Annotated in this window: 15 protein-coding genes, 1 tRNA gene, 3 rRNA genes and 1 other RNA gene; 19 read left to right on the forward strand and 1 reads right to left on the reverse strand. The window is 40.0% G+C overall.

What is annotated here, in order from left to right; genetic code table 11:
- The first annotated feature begins 18 nt into the window (after positions 1-18).
- The 3 genes from ACEPXD_RS00105 (at position 19) to ACEPXD_RS00115 (ending at position 2565) form a co-directional block, all read left to right on the forward strand.
- Positions 19-1155 (forward strand): glycosyl hydrolase family 18 protein, encoded by a 1137-nt coding sequence (locus ACEPXD_RS00105; protein ID WP_391118780.1) that lies wholly within the window; start codon positions 19-21, stop codon positions 1153-1155.
- Positions 1156-1261: 106 nt separating this feature from the next.
- Positions 1262-1894, forward strand: a complete 633-nt coding sequence (locus ACEPXD_RS00110) for a deoxynucleoside kinase (RefSeq protein ID WP_391118782.1) — start codon at positions 1262-1264, stop codon at positions 1892-1894.
- 2 nt (positions 1895-1896) lie between these two features.
- Entirely contained in the window at positions 1897-2565 is a 669-nt protein-coding gene (locus ACEPXD_RS00115) for a deoxynucleoside kinase (protein ID WP_391118784.1), read from the forward strand.
- Between the two features lie 163 nt (positions 2566-2728).
- On the opposite strand, the gene ACEPXD_RS00120 is transcribed toward ACEPXD_RS00115, so the two are convergent.
- Positions 2729-2821 (reverse strand) — tRNA-Ser (locus ACEPXD_RS00120).
- A gap of 197 nt (positions 2822-3018) precedes the next feature.
- Between ACEPXD_RS00120 and ffs the strand changes: the two genes are divergently transcribed.
- The 16 genes from ffs to yabA all read left to right on the forward strand — a co-directional run bounded on the left by ffs (position 3019) and on the right by yabA (position 17568).
- An RNA gene (gene ffs, locus ACEPXD_RS00125) (signal recognition particle sRNA large type) lies at positions 3019-3286 on the forward strand.
- Between the two features lie 147 nt (positions 3287-3433).
- Positions 3434-5182, forward strand: a complete 1749-nt coding sequence (gene dnaX / locus ACEPXD_RS00130; protein ID WP_391118786.1) for a DNA polymerase III subunit gamma/tau — start codon at positions 3434-3436, stop codon at positions 5180-5182.
- 14 nt (positions 5183-5196) lie between these two features.
- The gene (locus tag ACEPXD_RS00135) at positions 5197-5517 is read left to right on the forward strand and encodes a YbaB/EbfC family nucleoid-associated protein (protein ID WP_391118788.1); all 321 of its coding nucleotides are present in this window, start codon (positions 5197-5199) and stop codon (positions 5515-5517) included.
- An 11-nt stretch (positions 5518-5528) separates the two neighbouring features.
- Positions 5529-6125, forward strand: coding sequence for a recombination mediator RecR (gene recR / locus ACEPXD_RS00140; RefSeq protein ID WP_391118790.1), 597 nt, complete (start codon positions 5529-5531; stop codon positions 6123-6125).
- Between the two features lie 15 nt (positions 6126-6140).
- On the forward strand, positions 6141-6353 hold the full coding sequence (locus ACEPXD_RS00145) for a YaaL family protein (RefSeq protein ID WP_391118792.1): 213 nt from the start codon (positions 6141-6143) through the stop codon (positions 6351-6353).
- Positions 6354-6416: 63 nt separating this feature from the next.
- Entirely contained in the window at positions 6417-6674 is a 258-nt protein-coding gene (locus ACEPXD_RS00150; RefSeq protein WP_391118794.1) for a pro-sigmaK processing inhibitor BofA family protein, read from the forward strand.
- A gap of 225 nt (positions 6675-6899) precedes the next feature.
- Positions 6900-8453 (forward strand): 16S ribosomal RNA (locus ACEPXD_RS00155).
- 231 nt (positions 8454-8684) lie between these two features.
- Positions 8685-11612 (forward strand): 23S ribosomal RNA (locus tag ACEPXD_RS00160).
- 58 nt (positions 11613-11670) lie between these two features.
- Positions 11671-11786: ribosomal RNA gene (gene rrf, locus ACEPXD_RS00165) — 5S ribosomal RNA — on the forward strand.
- The 16S, 23S and 5S rRNA genes sit together here, the layout of an rRNA operon.
- 571 nt (positions 11787-12357) lie before the next feature.
- Positions 12358-13779 (forward strand): aminotransferase class I/II-fold pyridoxal phosphate-dependent enzyme, encoded by a 1422-nt coding sequence (locus ACEPXD_RS00170; RefSeq protein ID WP_391118796.1) that lies wholly within the window; start codon positions 12358-12360, stop codon positions 13777-13779.
- A gap of 2 nt (positions 13780-13781) precedes the next feature.
- Complete coding sequence (gene tmk / locus ACEPXD_RS00175; RefSeq protein WP_391118799.1) at positions 13782-14423, forward strand: dTMP kinase; 642 nt, start codon at positions 13782-13784, stop codon at positions 14421-14423.
- A 47-nt stretch (positions 14424-14470) separates the two neighbouring features.
- Entirely contained in the window at positions 14471-14800 is a 330-nt protein-coding gene (locus ACEPXD_RS00180) for a cyclic-di-AMP receptor (protein WP_391118801.1), read from the forward strand.
- Positions 14801-14824: 24 nt separating this feature from the next.
- A complete protein-coding gene (locus ACEPXD_RS00185; RefSeq protein ID WP_391118804.1) occupies positions 14825-15265 on the forward strand; it encodes a YaaR family protein in 441 nt (146 codons plus the stop codon).
- A gap of 100 nt (positions 15266-15365) precedes the next feature.
- A complete protein-coding gene (locus ACEPXD_RS00190; protein ID WP_391118806.1) occupies positions 15366-16373 on the forward strand; it encodes a DNA polymerase III subunit delta' C-terminal domain-containing protein in 1008 nt (335 codons plus the stop codon).
- On the forward strand, positions 16366-17196 hold the full coding sequence (locus ACEPXD_RS00195; RefSeq protein WP_391118808.1) for a stage 0 sporulation family protein: 831 nt from the start codon (positions 16366-16368) through the stop codon (positions 17194-17196). Before ACEPXD_RS00190 ends, ACEPXD_RS00195 begins: the two co-directional genes overlap by 8 nt.
- Positions 17197-17205: 9 nt before the next feature.
- Positions 17206-17568 carry a DNA replication initiation control protein YabA gene (gene yabA / locus ACEPXD_RS00200; RefSeq protein ID WP_391118810.1) on the forward strand — a complete coding sequence of 121 codons (363 nt, stop codon included), beginning with the start codon at positions 17206-17208 and terminating at the stop codon, positions 17566-17568.
- The last annotated feature ends 52 nt before the right edge of the window (positions 17569-17620 follow it).

The following is a 17620-nucleotide window of genomic DNA, read 5'->3' on the forward strand; positions in this document are numbered from 1 at the left end:
TTTTGAAGGAGTGATCGATTGATTTATGTAGTGAAAAGTGGAGATAGTTTATACTCCATAGCAAAGCATTTCGGTACAAATACAGCAACACTTGCCTCTATCAATGAACTACCGGACCCCGATGTGTTAGTAATAGGGCAAGCGATAGTTTTACCATCTACTCCAAGCCCAGATAGAACAATGGTTGATACAAATTTATATGTAGAATGGTATACAGAAAACCCATCTCAGCATGTCATTGACCAAGTAGAAAAGGTTGCATCAGGGATGACTTACATGATGCCTTTTGCATATGAAATTCTACGTGATGGATCTTTGACTCCGATGAACTGGGGCAAATTGGTCGAAGTAGCGAAGAATCATAAAGTAGAATCTGCTATTGTGCTTACAAATATTGAAAATGGAGCATTCAATGATACACTAGCGCATACTATTTTTACAGATGACCAAGTGAAACAAAAAGTATTTGAGAACGCAGTCGCTGAGGCTACTGTTAAGGGAACAACTCATATTCATACCGACTTTGAGTATATTGCAAAAGAGGATCGGAAAAACTATGTAACTTTTTTAAAGGAATTAAAAGAGTTTGCTAAAGGATTTACGATTTCATCTAGTCTTGCGCCAAAATCGAGTGATAATCTAAAAGGAAAGTGGTATGAAGGAGTCGATTATAAAGCAATTGGTGGGGCAGTTGATTTTGTTGTCATAATGACTTATGAGTGGGGTTATAGTGGGGGACCACCAATGGCAGTATCCCCAATTGGACCAGTTCGAAAGGTGCTCGAGTATGCAAAAACAGAAATAGAGTCGAAAAAAATAATGATGGGACAAAATTTATACGGATATGATTGGACGCTTCCTTATAAACAAGGAAATCCATTTGCTAAAGCATTAAGTCCACAGCAAGCTATTCAATTGGCAAAGGAACGAAATGTGGCAATTGAGTATGACCAAATTGCTCAAGCCCCATTCTTTCATTATTGGAAAGATGGGATAGAGCATGAAGTATGGTTTGAGGATGCAAGATCTATTCAAGCAAAGTTTAAGTTATTGAAGGATTTAAATCTTCTAGGAATTTCCTATTGGCATAGTGGATTTGATTTTCCGCAAAATTGGTATTTGTTAAATGAAATGTTTCGCGTGAAGAAAAAGTAGAGCAAATCCACCTTTCTTATAGAAAGGTGGATTTGCTCTGTTTTTCATTTTCTCGCTATGATAAAATAAAAGGCACGACTTGAAATATTAGAGCGAGGTTAAAAATATGTCCATTCCATTTATAACGGTAGAAGGTCCGATAGGGGTTGGAAAAACGTCTTTAGCAAAAGCGATTGCCGCTACCTATCAATTTGAATTATTGAAAGAGATTGTGGATGAAAATCCATTCTTAGATAAATTTTATGATGATATTGCAGAGTGGAGTTTCCAAACGGAAATGTTTTTTCTTTGCAATCGATTTAAACAATTAAGTGATATCCAAAAGAATTACTTATCAAAAGCAAAAGCAGTAACAGCAGATTATCATATTTTTAAAAATTTAATTTTTGCTAAACGGTCGTTAAATAAAGCAGAATATAAAAAATATGAAGCAATCTATAAGATATTAACGAATGACATGCCAGTTCCAAATATGGTTATCTATTTAGATGCTAGCTTAGATGTTCTTATTAATCGTATCGATATACGGGGAAGAGATTTTGAAAAGAAGATAAGTCCTGATTATTTGCAGCAACTTGCAGCGGATTATCGTATATTTATCGATGACTTTGAAAAAAAACACCCGGAAATCCCAGTTCTTAGATTCAATGGAGATGAAATAGATTTTGTTCAAAATGGACAAGACCTACAATTAATTTTAGATAAAGTAGATCAAACATTACATAAGAGGAGTTTATAACCATGAATTTGAGAGAAAAGTATAGCATCCCTCCTGATGCGGTTATTACAATTGCTGGAACAGTAGGCGTAGGTAAATCTACCATGACAAAAGCGCTTGCAGATGCACTACACTTTAGAACATCTTTTGAAAAAGTAGATTCAAATCCTTATTTAGATCGTTTTTATGAAGATTTTTCGAAATGGAGTTTTCATTTACAAATTTACTTTTTAGCAGAACGTTTTAAAGAGCAAAAAAGAATGTTTGAATATGGTGGCGGATTTATTCAAGATCGATCGATTTATGAAGATACTGGTATATTTGCTCAAATGCATAAAGAAAAGGGAACGATGGATCCTGTAGATCACGAAACCTACACTAGTTTGTTTGAAGCAATGGTGATGACACCCTATTTCCCACATCCAAATTTATTAATTTATCTAGAAGGATCATTAGACGATATTATTGATCGAATCCACGATAGAGGGCGTCCGATGGAGCAGCAAACGCCAATATCCTATTGGGAAGAAATGCATGGACGGTATGAGAATTGGATTAATTCGTTTAATGGTTGTCCGGTACTTCGTTTAAATATTAATGATTATGATATTGTTCAAAATCCAGAAAGCGTGGAAGCAATCATTGGACGAATTGGACACTTTATGGAACAAACAGAAGTATTGCGAAAATAAATAAAACCCTCTTGCAAACTATACGCAAGAGGGTTTTATTCCATAAAAAAAGAACGTAACAATTAAAGTTACCTTCATAATATTCTGAACAAGCTAGCTTAAGAAAAATTCGTTACCAATGCAACGAATTCAATCTCAAATTTATGCGTGTGTGTATTTAAAATGGAGGAGGAAGAGGGATTCGAACCCCCGCGCGGTATGACCCGCCTGTCGGTTTTCAAGACCGATCCCTTCAGCCAGACTTGGGTATTCCTCCGAAGTACATGAATTAATTTATCATGGATAACATTCAAAGTCAATACATCTGAGTAACTTTTTATAAAAAAACATTCGAATGTACTGGTAGTATAAAACGAGCTATATCAATGCTTAAAGATAAGTATAGTAGATATGATAAACTTAAATTCTCGTATTCATTGATTTTTTTAAAAAAAATGCGTATACTAAATTATGCCGTGCTAGGTGGGAAGGTAGCGGTGTCTTGTAACTCGCAATCCGCTCTAGCGAGACTGAACCCCTTCTCTGAGGTTGAATACATGTAGGGTCTGGTATTTGCACGTGATGTTGACGTTTGGGTCCTGCGCAATGAGTGCCCATGAACCATGTCAGGTCCGGAAGGAAGCAGCATTAAGTGGTGCTTTCTCATGTGCCGTGGGGTAGCCTAAGCCGAGTTAACGACAAGGGTGCCGCTTATGTGTTTCAAGCGAAGGAAGGTGCACGGCAATAATTTAAAACGTCTACTCATTTGTCCAATGGATGAATGAGTTTTTTTATATTAAAAAACCCTTGTATTTATTGGCGAAGTCACTGTTTCTTTATGGTATAATAAAATTACTATTAAACTTAAAATGAAAAGGGGGCAAGTTTGTTGTCGTATCAAGCTTTTTACCGCGCATATAGGCCACAGTCGTTTGCAGAAATGTCTGGGCAATCACATATTAAACAAACACTTCAAAATGCCCTCCTTTACAATAAAACTACACATGCGTATTTATTTTCAGGTCCACGCGGAACAGGGAAAACAAGTGCAGCGAAAATATTCGCTAAAGCTTTAAACTGCGAAAATGGTCCAACTAAAGAGCCATGTAATACTTGTGGAACTTGTAGAAGTATTACAGATGGTTCGAATACAGATGTGATTGAATTTGATGCAGCTTCTAATTCTCGTGTAGAAGAAATGCGAGATATTATTGAAAAAGTTCGTTTTGCACCTTCAAATGCTCGTTATAAAGTGTATATTATTGATGAAGTGCATATGCTTTCTACAAGTGCTTTTAATGCATTATTAAAAACATTAGAAGAACCACCAGCACATGTTGTCTTTATCTTGGCGACAACCGAACCACATAAAATCCCTTTAACCATTATTTCTAGATGTCAGCGTTTTGATTTCAAACGAATTACTTCCACAGACATCGTTGCAAGAATGAAAGAAGTATTAATTGATGCTAAGATTGAATATGATGAACATGTATTAAAGATCATAGCCCAAGCCGCCGCAGGGGGTATGCGTGATGCCCTAAGTATGCTCGATCAAGTAGTATCGTTTAGTGGGGAGAAAATGACACTAGAGGATGCATTACTTGTGACAGGTTCTATTGGTCAGGACGTCTTCTTTCAGTTAGCTAATGCATTAATTGAAAAGGATGTAGCGAAAGCTTTAAGTTGCGTGGAACAATTAGTAGATGATGGGAAAGATCCTGTTCGTTTAACAGAAGACTTTATAACATTTTACCGAGATTTACTTGTGTTAATTGTTGCACCCGAACAAACAGAGCTTTTAGAAATAGCAACAGGAGACATTACTTTTCGTGATTTAGCTTCTAAATTTCCGATAGATACATTGTATAAAAGCATTTCTATTTTGACGAATACGCAACAAGAAATGCGTTTTTCTAATCATGCCAAGGTTTATTTAGAAACAGCTATTATTCGATTAGCACAAGTTCCAAGAGATGCAACCTTGTCTAGTGAAAGTAGCACAGAGCTTGAACAGAAAGTAAAATCACTTGAAAGTCAGTTGCAGCAATTACAGCAACAAATTAGTCAAGGAATGATACCTCAAGCAAATGCTACGGTGGAGGAACAACCAAAAAAACAAAGGCAGAGATCAAATGCCGGTGTCAAAGTGTCAAGTGGTCGTATTCATGAGATATTAAAGACTGCAACAAAGACAGATATTCAAGCTATTAAATCTCAGTGGGCTAGTATTTTACAACAGCTTCAAAAATCACATGCTGCACTTTTAAATGACGCGGAACCAGTTGCAGCATCATCAAGTGCTTTTGTGTTAAAATTTAAGTATGATATTCATTGCCAAATGGCTGTAGAGAATAAAACCTTTTCTACCTCTTTTCCCCAACTTGTGGCTAGCTTAACTGGTACGTTGTACGAAGTAATATATGTACCAGAGGAAAACTGGTTGAAAATAAGAGAAGAATTTATTCAACAAAATGGCTTAAAACAAAGTAATGCGGAAACTGAAGAAGATGCTGGATCTAAGTCCAGTGTGGCAATGGATATTTTACATGATATGGAAGAAATGTCGGAAGATCCTTTAATTGTAGAAGCAGAGAAGTTATTTGGAAAAGAATTTGTAGAAGTACATGACGACTAAGGAGGACAATAATTATGCGTGGAATGGGAAATATGCAAGGTATGATGAAGCAAATGCAAAAAATGCAAAAGAAAATGGCAGAAGCACAAGAAGAACTGGGAACACAACGCTTTGAAGCGGTTGCTGGTGGAGGAATGGTGAAGGTTGTTGTATCGGGACATAAGGAAGTATTAGAAGTTGTTCTGGATTCAGCAGTAGTAGATCCAGAAGATGTAGAAATGCTTCAAGATTTAATCGTCATTGCAACAAATGAAGCAATGAAAAACGCAGAAGAAACAGCGAACTCCACGATGGGTCAATTCACGAAGGGATTGAACCTCCCTGGCATGTTCTAGGAGGAAAAAACATGCATTATCCTGAACCTATATCAAAACTAATAGATAGTTTCATGAAATTGCCAGGGATTGGGCCGAAAACTGCGGCCCGTCTGGCATTTTTTGTATTAACAATGAAAGAAGATACCGTTTTAGATTTTGCAAAAGCATTAGTAGATGCAAAAAGAAATTTAAGTTATTGCACAGTTTGTGGTCATATTACAGATATTGATCCATGTCATATTTGCCAAGATCAACAACGTGATTCATCCATGATTTGTGTAGTCCAAGATACAAAAGATGTAATAGCTATGGAGAAAATGAGAGATTATAACGGTTTGTATCATGTTCTTCACGGGGCAATTTCCCCGATGGATGGAATTGGCCCTGAAGATATCAACGTTCCTTCTCTTTTAAAAAGATTACAGGACATACAAGTGGAAGAGTTAATACTTGCAACTAACCCTACAATAGAAGGAGAAGCAACTGCGATGTATATTTCTCGACTCGTGAAGCCTTCGGGTATTAAGACAACAAGAATTGCACATGGTTTGCCAGTAGGTGGGGATTTAGAGTATGCGGATGAAGTAACTTTGTCCAAGGCATTAGAAGGACGCCGAGAGTTGTAAGGGAGTTGTAGTAAGATGTTTTTCCAAAAAGGTAAGTTAAAAAAAGAATCTGATTTTCAGTTTGTGGGTTTAATGAAAAATACAAAAGAAGATTGGCAACAAGCGCAGTTAATAGAAGATTATTTGAATGACTATGATTTAGATGTAGTAGCAAAAAGAAAAATTGCTGAGAGTATACATTTCTATTTATATAAAGAGGCGAAAATTCGAAATGTCATTTTGAAATAAGAATGATAGTAGTACTAGCTTCATATACTAAGAGATAGTGATTTTATGGAGGAGAGATGTTTCGTGAAGTTAGTTATCATCGTATGTTCGCTAATGCTACTATTGTTTCTTTTGTTTAGAACGTCATTTTCAAAAGTAATGGAAAGTCTACCGTTTTTTTTATTTCGTTTAGGTTTTTCGTTTTTTTTATTGTTTGGAGTGCATTTACTTTTAGGATTATTTGGTTATGTAATCCCTGTCAATTTGTTTACAGGCGCAGTGGTAGCAATGTTAGGAGTGCCTGGTGTAGCCTCGGTAGTAGCTATTTCGATATTAATATAAAAAGTTTTTTAAAAAGTGTTGACTTATGAAGATTAAGAGAGTAATATTGTAGAAGTCGCCAAGAGGTAAGCGAAACGGCAGACAACATGAACATTGAAAACTGAACATGCAAAACGTTAAGAAATACAGCTTGAAAGACTAACTTCGGTTAGTTCGATAGCAAAACAATTTGGACATCATTTAATGATGATGCCAGCAAAACAAAATGAGCTTTTTAAGTTCTCTATTATGGAGAGTTTGATCCTGGCTCAGGACGAACGCTGGCGGCATGCCTAATACATGCAAGTCGAGCGAATGACGAAGAAGCTTGCTTCTTCTGATTTAGCGGCGGACGGGTGAGTAACACGTGGGCAACCTGCCCTGTAGATTGGGATAACTCCGGGAAACCGGGGCTAATACCAAATAATCCATTTCCTCACATGGGGAGATGTTAAAAGACGGTTTCGGCTGTCACTACAGGATGGGCCCGCGGCGCATTAGCTAGTTGGTGAGGTAACGGCTCACCAAGGCGACGATGCGTAGCCGACCTGAGAGGGTGATCGGCCACACTGGGACTGAGACACGGCCCAGACTCCTACGGGAGGCAGCAGTAGGGAATCTTCCACAATGGACGAAAGTCTGATGGAGCAATGCCGCGTGAGTGAAGAAGGTTTTCGGATCGTAAAACTCTGTTGTGAGGGAAGAACAAGTACGAGAGTAACTGCTCGTACCTTGACGGTACCTCATTAGAAAGCCACGGCTAACTACGTGCCAGCAGCCGCGGTAATACGTAGGTGGCAAGCGTTGTCCGGAATTATTGGGCGTAAAGCGCGCGCAGGCGGTCCTTTAAGTCTGATGTGAAATCCCACGGCTCAACCGTGGAAGGTCATTGGAAACTGGGGGACTTGAGTACAGAAGAGGAAAGCGGAATTCCAAGTGTAGCGGTGAAATGCGTAGAGATTTGGAGGAACACCAGTGGCGAAGGCGGCTTTCTGGTCTGTAACTGACGCTGAGGCGCGAAAGCGTGGGGAGCAAACAGGATTAGATACCCTGGTAGTCCACGCCGTAAACGATGAGTGCTAAGTGTTAGGGGGTTTCCGCCCCTTAGTGCTGCAGCTAACGCATTAAGCACTCCGCCTGGGGAGTACGGTCGCAAGACTGAAACTCAAAGGAATTGACGGGGGCCCGCACAAGCGGTGGAGCATGTGGTTTAATTCGAAGCAACGCGAAGAACCTTACCAGGTCTTGACATCCCGCTGACCGTTCTAGAGATAGATCTTTCCCTTCGGGGACAGCGGTGACAGGTGGTGCATGGTTGTCGTCAGCTCGTGTCGTGAGATGTTGGGTTAAGTCCCGCAACGAGCGCAACCCTTGATCTTAGTTGCCAGCATTTAGTTGGGCACTCTAAGGTGACTGCCGGTGATAAACCGGAGGAAGGTGGGGATGACGTCAAATCATCATGCCCCTTATGACCTGGGCTACACACGTGCTACAATGGACGGTACAGAGGGTCGCAACCCCGCGAGGGTGAGCTAATCCCATAAAACCGTTCTCAGTTCGGATTGTAGGCTGCAACTCGCCTACATGAAGCCGGAATCGCTAGTAATCGTGGATCAGCATGCCACGGTGAATACGTTCCCGGGCCTTGTACACACCGCCCGTCACACCACGAGAGTTTGTAACACCCGAAGTCGGTGGGGTAACCCTTACGGGAGCCAGCCGCCGAAGGTGGGACAGATGATTGGGGTGAAGTCGTAACAAGGTAGCCGTATCGGAAGGTGCGGCTGGATCACCTCCTTTCTAAGGATAATATCGGAATACAGATTTTTATCTGTATCTTAACGTTTTGCAGTTCAGTTTTGAATGTTCATTTTTATGAGCATTTGAAAACTTGTTCTTTGAAAACTGGATAAAAAGACATTGAAAGAAACAAATTCAAGAAATTCAATTTGTAATCACTTTTGTGATTATATTTTGCGTAGTATTTTTAACTACTATAGGAAGTCCGTGTTTTCACGGAGGACCAAATTAGGTTAAGTTAATAAGGGCGCGCGGTGAATGCCTTGGCACTAGGAGCCGAAGAAGGACGGCACTAACACCGATATGCTTCGGGGAGCTGTAAGTGAGCTTTGATCCGGAGATTTCCGAATGGGGAAACCCACTGTTCGTAATGGAGCAGTACATTTACGTGAATACATAGCGTATCTGTGGCACACCCAGGGAACTGAAACATCTAAGTACCTGGAGGAAGAGAAAGAAAAATCGATTCCCTGAGTAGCGGCGAGCGAAACGGGAATAGCCCAAACCAAGAGGCTTGCCTCTTGGGGTTGTAGGACACTCTACATAGAGTTACAAAGGAATGAGCTAGACGAAGCGATCTGGAAAGGTCCGCAGGATAGGGTAAAAGCCCCGTAGTCAAAAGTTCATTCTCTCTTGAGTGTATCCTGAGTACGGCGGAACACGTGAAATTCCGTCGGAATCTGGGAGGACCATCTCCCAAGGCTAAATACTACCTAGTGACCGATAGTGAACCAGTACCGTGAGGGAAAGGTGAAAAGCACCCCGGAAGGGGAGTGAAATAGATCCTGAAACCGCGTGCCTACAAGTAGTCAGAGCCCGTTAATGGGTGATGGCGTGCCTTTTGTAGAATGAACCGGCGAGTTACGATTACATGCAAGGTTAAGTTGAGAAGACGGAGCCGCAGCGAAAGCGAGTCTGAATAGGGCGAATGAGTATGTGGTCGTAGACCCGAAACCAGGTGATCTACCCATGTCCAGGATGAAGGTAAGGTAACACTTACTGGAGGTCCGAACCCACGCACGTTGAAAAGTGCGGGGATGAGGTGTGGGTAGCGGAGAAATTCCAATCGAACCTGGAGATAGCTGGTTCTCTCCGAAATAGCTTTAGGGCTAGCCTCAAACGTTAGAATCTTGGAGGTAGAGCACTGTTTGGACTAGGGGCCCATCCCGGGTTACCGAATTCAGACAAACTCCGAATGCCAATGATTTATGTTTGGGAGTCAGACTGCGAGTGATAAGATCCGTAGTCAAGAGGGAAACAGCCCAGACCACCAGCTAAGGTCCCAAAGTATTTGTTAAGTGGAAAAGGATGTGGCGTTGCTTAGACAACCAGGATGTTGGCTTAGAAGCAGCCATCATTTAAAGAGTGCGTAATAGCTCACTGGTCGAGTGACGCTGCGCCGAAAATGTATCGGGGCTAAACAAATCACCGAAGCTGTGGATTGATACCTATGGTATCAGTGGTAGGAGAGCGTTCTAAGGGCGTTGAAGTCAGACCGGAAGGACTGGTGGAGCGCTTAGAAGTGAGAATGCCGGTATGAGTAGCGAAAGATGGGTGAGAATCCCATCCACCGTATGACTAAGGTTTCCTGAGGAAGGCTCGTCCGCTCAGGGTTAGTCGGGACCTAAGTCGAGGCCGATAGGCGTAGACGATGGACAACAGGTTGATATTCCTGTACCACCAAACCACCGTTTGAGCAATGGGGGGACGCAGAAGGATAGGGTAAGCATGCTGTTGGTTATGCATGTCCAAGCAGTGAGGTGTGAGTGTAGGCAAATCCGCACTCTGTAACATTGAGCTGTGATGGCGAGGACTTAGTCCGAAGTTCCTGATTTCACACTGCCAAGAAAAGCCTCTAGCGAGGTGATAGGTGCCCGTACCGCAAACCGACACAGGTAGTCGAGGAGAGAATCCTAAGGTGAGCGAGAGAACTCTCGTTAAGGAACTCGGCAAAATGACCCCGTAACTTCGGGAGAAGGGGTGCTCTTTTGGGTGTATAGCCTAGAAGAGCCGCAGTGAATAGGCCCAGGCGACTGTTTAGCAAAAACACAGGTCTCTGCAAAACCGTAAGGTGAAGTATAGGGGCTGACGCCTGCCCGGTGCTGGAAGGTTAAGAGGAGTGCTTAGCGCAAGCGAAGGTGCGAATTGAAGCCCCAGTAAACGGCGGCCGTAACTATAACGGTCCTAAGGTAGCGAAATTCCTTGTCGGGTAAGTTCCGACCCGCACGAAAGGCGTAACGATCTGGGCACTGTCTCAACGAGAGACTCGGTGAAATTATAGTACCTGTGAAGATGCAGGTTACCCGCGACAGGACGGAAAGACCCCGTGGAGCTTTACTATAGCTTGATATTGAATTTTGGTGCAACTTGTACAGGATAGGCAGGAGCCTTAGAGCCCGGAGCGCCAGCTTCGGAGGAGGCGTCGGTGGGATACTGCCCTGGTTGTATTGAAATTCTAACCCATACCCGTAACCCGGGTAGGAGACAGTGTCAGGCGGGTAGTTTGACTGGGGCGGTCGCCTCCTAAAGTGTAACGGAGGCGCCCAAAGGTTCCCTCAGAATGGTTGGAAATCATTCGAAGAGTGTAAAGGCAGAAGGGAGCTTGACTGCGAGACCTACAAGTCGAGCAGGGTCGAAAGACGGGCTTAGTGATCCGGTGGTTCCGCATGGAAGGGCCATCGCTCAACGGATAAAAGCTACCCCGGGGATAACAGGCTTATCTCCCCCAAGAGTCCACATCGACGGGGAGGTTTGGCACCTCGATGTCGGCTCATCGCATCCTGGGGCTGTAGTCGGTCCCAAGGGTTGGGCTGTTCGCCCATTAAAGCGGTACGCGAGCTGGGTTCAGAACGTCGTGAGACAGTTCGGTCCCTATCCGTCGTGGGCGTAGGAAATTTGAGAGGAGCTGTCCTTAGTACGAGAGGACCGGGATGGACACACCGCTGGTGTACCAGTTGTTCTGCCAAGAGCATCGCTGGGTAGCTATGTGTGGACGGGATAAGTGCTGAAAGCATCTAAGCACGAAGCCCCCCTCAAGATGAGATTTCCCATTACGCAAGTAAGTAAGATCCCTCAAAGACGATGAGGTAGATAGGTTCGGGGTGGAAGCGTGGCGACATGTGCAGCTGACGAATACTAATCGATCGAGGACTTAACCAAATAGAATTTGCACATTTCAATGTCTTTTATCCAGTTTTGAGTGAACAAGCACTCATTGTCTAGTGATGATGGCGAAGAGGTCACACCCGTTCCCATACCGAACACGGAAGTTAAGCTCTTCAGCGCCGATGGTAGTTGGGGGTTTCCCCCTGCAAGAGTAGGACGTCGCTGGGCACTATGAAAAGTCGTTACCGAGTAATCGGTGGCGGCTTTTTTGATGTATACAATTTAAAGGAATCTAGTTTTTAGTTTCATTCAATATTATATAATATCTAACTTTGTGCTTTTCTCTGTATTAGACTTGTTTTATATATTAAATAACCTATCTCACAGAGAGACAACTCTATACTATGAGATTTGGTCTCGACTGCTAAGGAATTGTCTCGTGTTTGACTGAATTAGTCTCGGGTAGAGCACAATTGATGCCGAAAAACCGTTTTCTAACTAATTATAGATAATAATTCAAGACGTCTTTTCTGACTCTTGTGAGATTAGGCTTCGGATACTGAGGAAGTTTATTCTGGTTTCCAAGTGATGCAGCCTCGTGTTTGATCTAACCGTTCTAGAAGAACTGTTTTGTTACTTTGATTATGCTAAAATTTCAAAGCAACTCTCCAAATATAAACTTTTTTTGGATTATACGACCACTCTCCTATAGAAACAACACTTTATTTTAAGACCGTGCACTCCTTCTTAATGTATAATAGAAGAAGGAAACCAGAACAAAATAGTGGGGTAATAAAAAATGCAAGAGAAACGCCCGTTAGTCGAAGCAATAGAAAAATTTCATAAACAAAAACACATTTCTTTTCATGTGCCTGGACATAAAAATGGACTGTTATCAAATTTGCCAACAGCAATAAAAAAGACAATGGAGTATGACTTTACGGAGTTAGAAGGATTAGATGATTTGCATCATCCTGAAGGAGCTATAAAAGAGGCAGAGCAATTACTTTCAATGGCATACGGAGCTCATAAGAGTTTCTTTTTGGTAAATGGAACGACGGTAGGCAATCTAGCGATGATTTATGCTACCTGCCAATTTGGTGAGCAGATTATTGTTCAGAGAAATGCACATAAATCTATTTTCCATGCAATTGAACTAGTTGGAGCAGAGCCTATCTTTGTAACTCCAGAGTGGGATGAGAAAACCAAAACAGCTACCTGTGTAACGTTTGAAATTATTCAAGAAGCATTAGCAATATTTCCCCAAGCTAAAGCTATTGTATTAACCTATCCTAATTACTACGGTGTAGCATCTTTACAATTAGAAAGAATAATAAAATTGTGTCATGCGCACAACATACCAGTTCTAGTAGATGAGGCACATGGTGCACATTTTCAAGCCAATAAAGACTTTCCGAAATCTTCTCTTGCTTACGGAGCAGACCTAGTAGTTCAATCTGCTCATAAAACATTACCAGCATTAACGATGGGTTCCTTTTTGCATGTCAACTCGAATTTAATCGATACAAGACGAGTAAATAATTATTTAAGGATGCTACAGTCAAGTAGTCCGTCTTATCTATTATTAGCTTCTTTGGATGATGCGAGAAGCTATGTAGAAAGGTATAATGAGATTGATTTCAAGCATTTTATATATAGAAGAAAACTATTTATAGAGGCATTAGAGAAGATTCCTCGACTAGAAATCGTTCAAGTAGATGATCCACTCAAATTATTAATTCGTATTGAAAACTATTCAGGCTTTCAATTACGAAAAGTGTTGGAACAGCAGAATATTTTTGTGGAGTTAGCGGACACATATCAAATTTTAATGATTTTACCATTATTAAAACTTGAGCATGAATATCCTTTTGCAGAAATTCGAAAGCGCGTAAAGCATGCAGTGGATACATTGCGTAAAGAAGTTCCTATCAGGCCAAATAATCCTCTATCAATAAAACAAAAGTCAATTTCAACATTACATATCAATATAAGTTTGTTAAATGAAAAACAGGGCAAATGGATACCATACGTCCGATCCTTGGGTAAAATTGCAAAAAGAATGATTATTCCATATCCACCAGGCATTCCTCTAATATTGGCAGGAGAAAAAATAACGATAGCTATGTTAACGGAACTAGAAGAGTGGATAGAAATAGGTGCAGTATTTCATGGAGAGCATCGATTGGATGAAAAGTTAATATATGTGGTGGAGGAGTAATTGTGCAGAATAAAGGGTATTTTATATCAAGTGAAGGTCCTGAAGGGGCTGGAAAAACGACTGTGATGAATCTACTTGGAGTTAAATTAATAGATGAGGGCTTCGATGTAGTTATGACCAGAGAGCCAGGCGGCATTATGATTTCAGAAAAAATTAGAAACATAATATTGGATAACGAGCATATAATGATGGATAGCCGTACAGAAGCATTATTATATGCAGCAGCTAGAAGACAACATTTAGTAGAAAAAGTCCAACCTGCGTTAGATGCCGGAAAAGTAGTGATATGTGACCGATTTATAGATAGTTCACTTGCTTATCAAGGTTATGCAAGAGGCATTGGTGTTGATGAAATTTTGGCGATTAATCAGTTTGCAATTGGGAACACAATGCCGGATAAAACCATCCTCTTTGATATAGAACCAAAAGTGGGACTTGCCAGAATCGAAGCGCATAATAATAGAGAAAAAAACCGTTTAGATGTAGAAAGTTTGGCTTTTCATCAAAAAGTAAGAGAAGGTTACTTATCACTAGTAGAACGATATCCAAAACGCATTCAAGTTGTCGATGCTTCCCGATCATTAGAGATAGTATTAGATGAAGTTTATAATGTTATAAAAAGGGAATTAGAAATTATTAGATAATTCATGTTATAATAGTAAGAAGAAAAAAATAATAGGAGTGAGTATCGATGAAATTGATAGTAGCGGTAGTGCAGGATCAGGATAGTAATCGATTGTCTAATGCTTTAACAAAAGCAAAGTTCAGAGCAACCAAACTGGCAAGTACAGGTGGATTTTTACGCTCAGGGAATACTACGTTTTTAATAGGCACAGACGACTCATTAATATCATCAGCATTAGAGTTAATAAGAGATAATTGTAGAGCACGAGAGCAAATGGTTGCACCTGTTTCTCCAATGGGTGGAAATGCCGATTCATATATTCCATATCCAGTGGAAGTAGAAGTTGGAGGCGCCACGGTATTTGTTCTACCAATTGAACAATTCCATCATTTCTAATAATGAAGGAAGGGGTAGAAAAGGTTGAAAATAAATCAAGATGTACGAGTTGGTATAGATAAAATTCGGAAAGATTCTATTCAAAATAATGCACAATCAGCGAAATTTGGACAAATGATAACCAAGCATGATCAAAAAATGCAATCAGAAATATTAACCAGATTATTAGGAGATATTTCAACTGCTGGTGATCGTATTGCACGTTCCAGAAATTTACGTGATATGGCAAAGTTTAAAATGCTAATACGAAAGTTTTTACAAGAAGCCGTGGATTTTGGAATGGGTTTAAAGCAATCACATACTTGGAATCGCTTTGGTGAAGGCAGAAAACTGAAACTAGTTGAGACTATTGATGAAAAACTAGTCGAGTTAGCGGAAGAGATCTTAGATAAAGAGAAAAGCTCCATTGATTTGTTAGACAAAATCGGAGAAATAAAAGGTCTACTAATAAATCTATACACGTAAATTCCCGTGTTTTCGCTTTAAGCGAGGCACGGGAATTTTTCAAAATTAATATTCAGTAGTAAATACGTTTAGGAGAACTTGATAAGAGAAGGTGATTCACATGGAAGATTGGTCTATTGAAGGGATAGAAAAAGTACAACCTGTTGCGATTAAACAAATACAATCCATTGTATCGAAAAAACGAGTAGGACATGCATATGTAATCGATGGTGCTAAAGGGACAGGAAAAACGAAGGTCATGCAATTTTTTGTTCAACTAATTTTTTGCGAAAATCCGACAAAAAATGTTCCATGTGAAACATGTCGATCATGCAAAAGATTAAAATCAACTAATCATTTGAACTTTACAGAAATAGAGCCAGACGGTCAATTTATTAAAAGAGGTCAAATCGATGAACTAATACAAGAAATGAGTAAGACAGCTATCGAAACAGGGCGTAAAATATATGTGATTCACCATGCCGACCAGTTAAATGCTAGTGCTGCAAATGCATTGCTTAAATTTTTGGAAGAGCCACAAAGTGAAATAACTGCAATTCTTTTAACAGATAAAGTTCATGCACTCATTCCAACCATACGCTCCAGATGCCTGCTGCTCAGCTTAGCTGCTATGCCTCAGTCCATTTTAAAACAGAAATTAATAGAAGTAGGAATTACTGATTCAATGGCTTCTACTGTATGTAAAATGACGAATCAAGTCGAAGAAGCTAAACTTTTAGCGAAAGACGAGCTTTTTGGACTTGCAAGGAAATCAGTGTTAAAATTGGTTGAAGCAAGTGGTAAAAGTATTCAAGATGCGCTAATGTGTATTCAAACAGATTTTGGTCCACTTTTAAAAGAGAAAGAACAGGCAGAACAAGCATTAGATTTACTACTATTCGCCTATCGTGATATAGTAGCAATAAAAGCTAGTCCCATCGCAGTTTGTACTTATCCGGACATGATCAATTATTGGAAGCAGGTTGCTTTACATACAACGTATGAGCAATTATCTAAACAATTAGAAATGATATTACATGCAAAACAAAATTTGCATAAAAACATGAACCGAACGCTGATGATGGAGCAATTAATGTTAAATCTGCAGGAGGGATTTACTTTTGTATAACGTTGTAGGAGTCCGCTTCAAAAAAGCGGGTAAAATATATTATTTTGATCCAGTGGATTTTATTTTAGAAAAAGATGACTATGTCATCGTAGAAACTGCTAGAGGTGTAGAGTACGGAAAAGTTGTTGTACCAATTAAGCAGGTAGGTGAGCATGATGTAGTGCTTCCATTAAAGCAAGTAGTTAGGCCATCAACAGAGAAAGATCGAATTCAAGTGGATGAAAATCGATTAGAATCTGCTCAAGCTTTAGCTTTAGGAACAGAAAAGATTTTAGAAAGAGAACTAGAAATGAAGCTGGTAGATGTTGAATATACATTTGACCGAAACAAAATTATTTTTTACTTTACTGCAGAAGGTCGTGTAGATTTTCGTGATTTGGTAAAAGATTTAGCTTCTGTATTTAGAACTCGAATAGAGCTTAGACAAATAGGGGTTCGTGACGAAGCAAAAATGTTAGGCGGCATTGGTCCATGTGGTCGTATGCTATGCTGTTCAACCTTTTTAGGTGATTTTGAGCCTGTATCTATTAAAATGGCAAAAGATCAAAACTTGTCATTAAATCCTTCTAAAATTTCTGGATTATGTGGTCGATTGATGTGTTGTTTAAAATATGAAAATGATGAATATGAAATGGCACGAGAACAAATGCCTGATATTGGGGACAGAATAGAAACTCCAGAAGGTTTAGGAAAAGTCGTCAGTATGAATATTTTAGAAAGAGTACTACGTATAGAGTTGAATGATCCACACCGAGTGTTAGATTATACGTTAGAAGAAATTATAAACCATACGGAAAATCCGGTACAATGGTCAGGGCAATGAGGTGAATGTGTGATGGACCGAAATTTTTTTGATACAATTACAGAATTTGAAAAACAATTAGAGTCCACGCAGCTGCAATTTCGCGCTTTAAAAGAATTTGTAGCGATAATGGTAGAGGAACGTCAAGCGCTGCAGCAAGAGAATAATCTTTTAAGACAAAGACTTGATGAAATGCATGAAAAAGAATTACTGCTAGAAAAAGCTCAAGAAGAAAAAGTGCAGTTAAGCAAAACAGATATTGGAGAAGGCTATGATAATCTTGCACGACTATATCAGGAAGGCTATCATGTATGTCATGTTCACTTCGGAAGTTCTAGGAAAGAAGAAGATTGTCTATTTTGCTTGTCATTTTTGAGTAAACAAAACATATAATCAATTGACTGATGCCACTCCAAAAGTGGGTGTCAGTCTTTTGTTTTGCTGG

The organism is Psychrobacillus sp. L3 (assembly GCF_042945595.1).
In the GTDB taxonomy this organism is placed as follows: domain Bacteria; phylum Bacillota; class Bacilli; order Bacillales_A; family Planococcaceae; genus Psychrobacillus.

What these genes read in the sequence shown, in the direction of transcription:
- ACEPXD_RS00110 (WP_391118782.1), top strand. Translation starts at nt 1,262, where the DNA reads ATGTCCATTCCATTTATAACGGTAGAAGGTCCGATAGGGGTTGGAAAA.
- ACEPXD_RS00115 (WP_391118784.1), top strand. Translation starts at nt 1,897, where the DNA reads ATGAATTTGAGAGAAAAGTATAGCATCCCTCCTGATGCGGTTATTACA.
- ACEPXD_RS00135 (WP_391118788.1), top strand. Translation starts at nt 5,197, where the DNA reads ATGCGTGGAATGGGAAATATGCAAGGTATGATGAAGCAAATGCAAAAA.
- recR (WP_391118790.1), top strand. Translation starts at nt 5,529, where the DNA reads ATGCATTATCCTGAACCTATATCAAAACTAATAGATAGTTTCATGAAA.
- ACEPXD_RS00145 (WP_391118792.1), top strand. Translation starts at nt 6,141, where the DNA reads ATGTTTTTCCAAAAAGGTAAGTTAAAAAAAGAATCTGATTTTCAGTTT.
- ACEPXD_RS00170 (WP_391118796.1), top strand. Translation starts at nt 12,358, where the DNA reads ATGCAAGAGAAACGCCCGTTAGTCGAAGCAATAGAAAAATTTCATAAA.
- ACEPXD_RS00180 (WP_391118801.1), top strand. Translation starts at nt 14,471, where the DNA reads ATGAAATTGATAGTAGCGGTAGTGCAGGATCAGGATAGTAATCGATTG.
- ACEPXD_RS00190 (WP_391118806.1), top strand. Translation starts at nt 15,366, where the DNA reads ATGGAAGATTGGTCTATTGAAGGGATAGAAAAAGTACAACCTGTTGCG.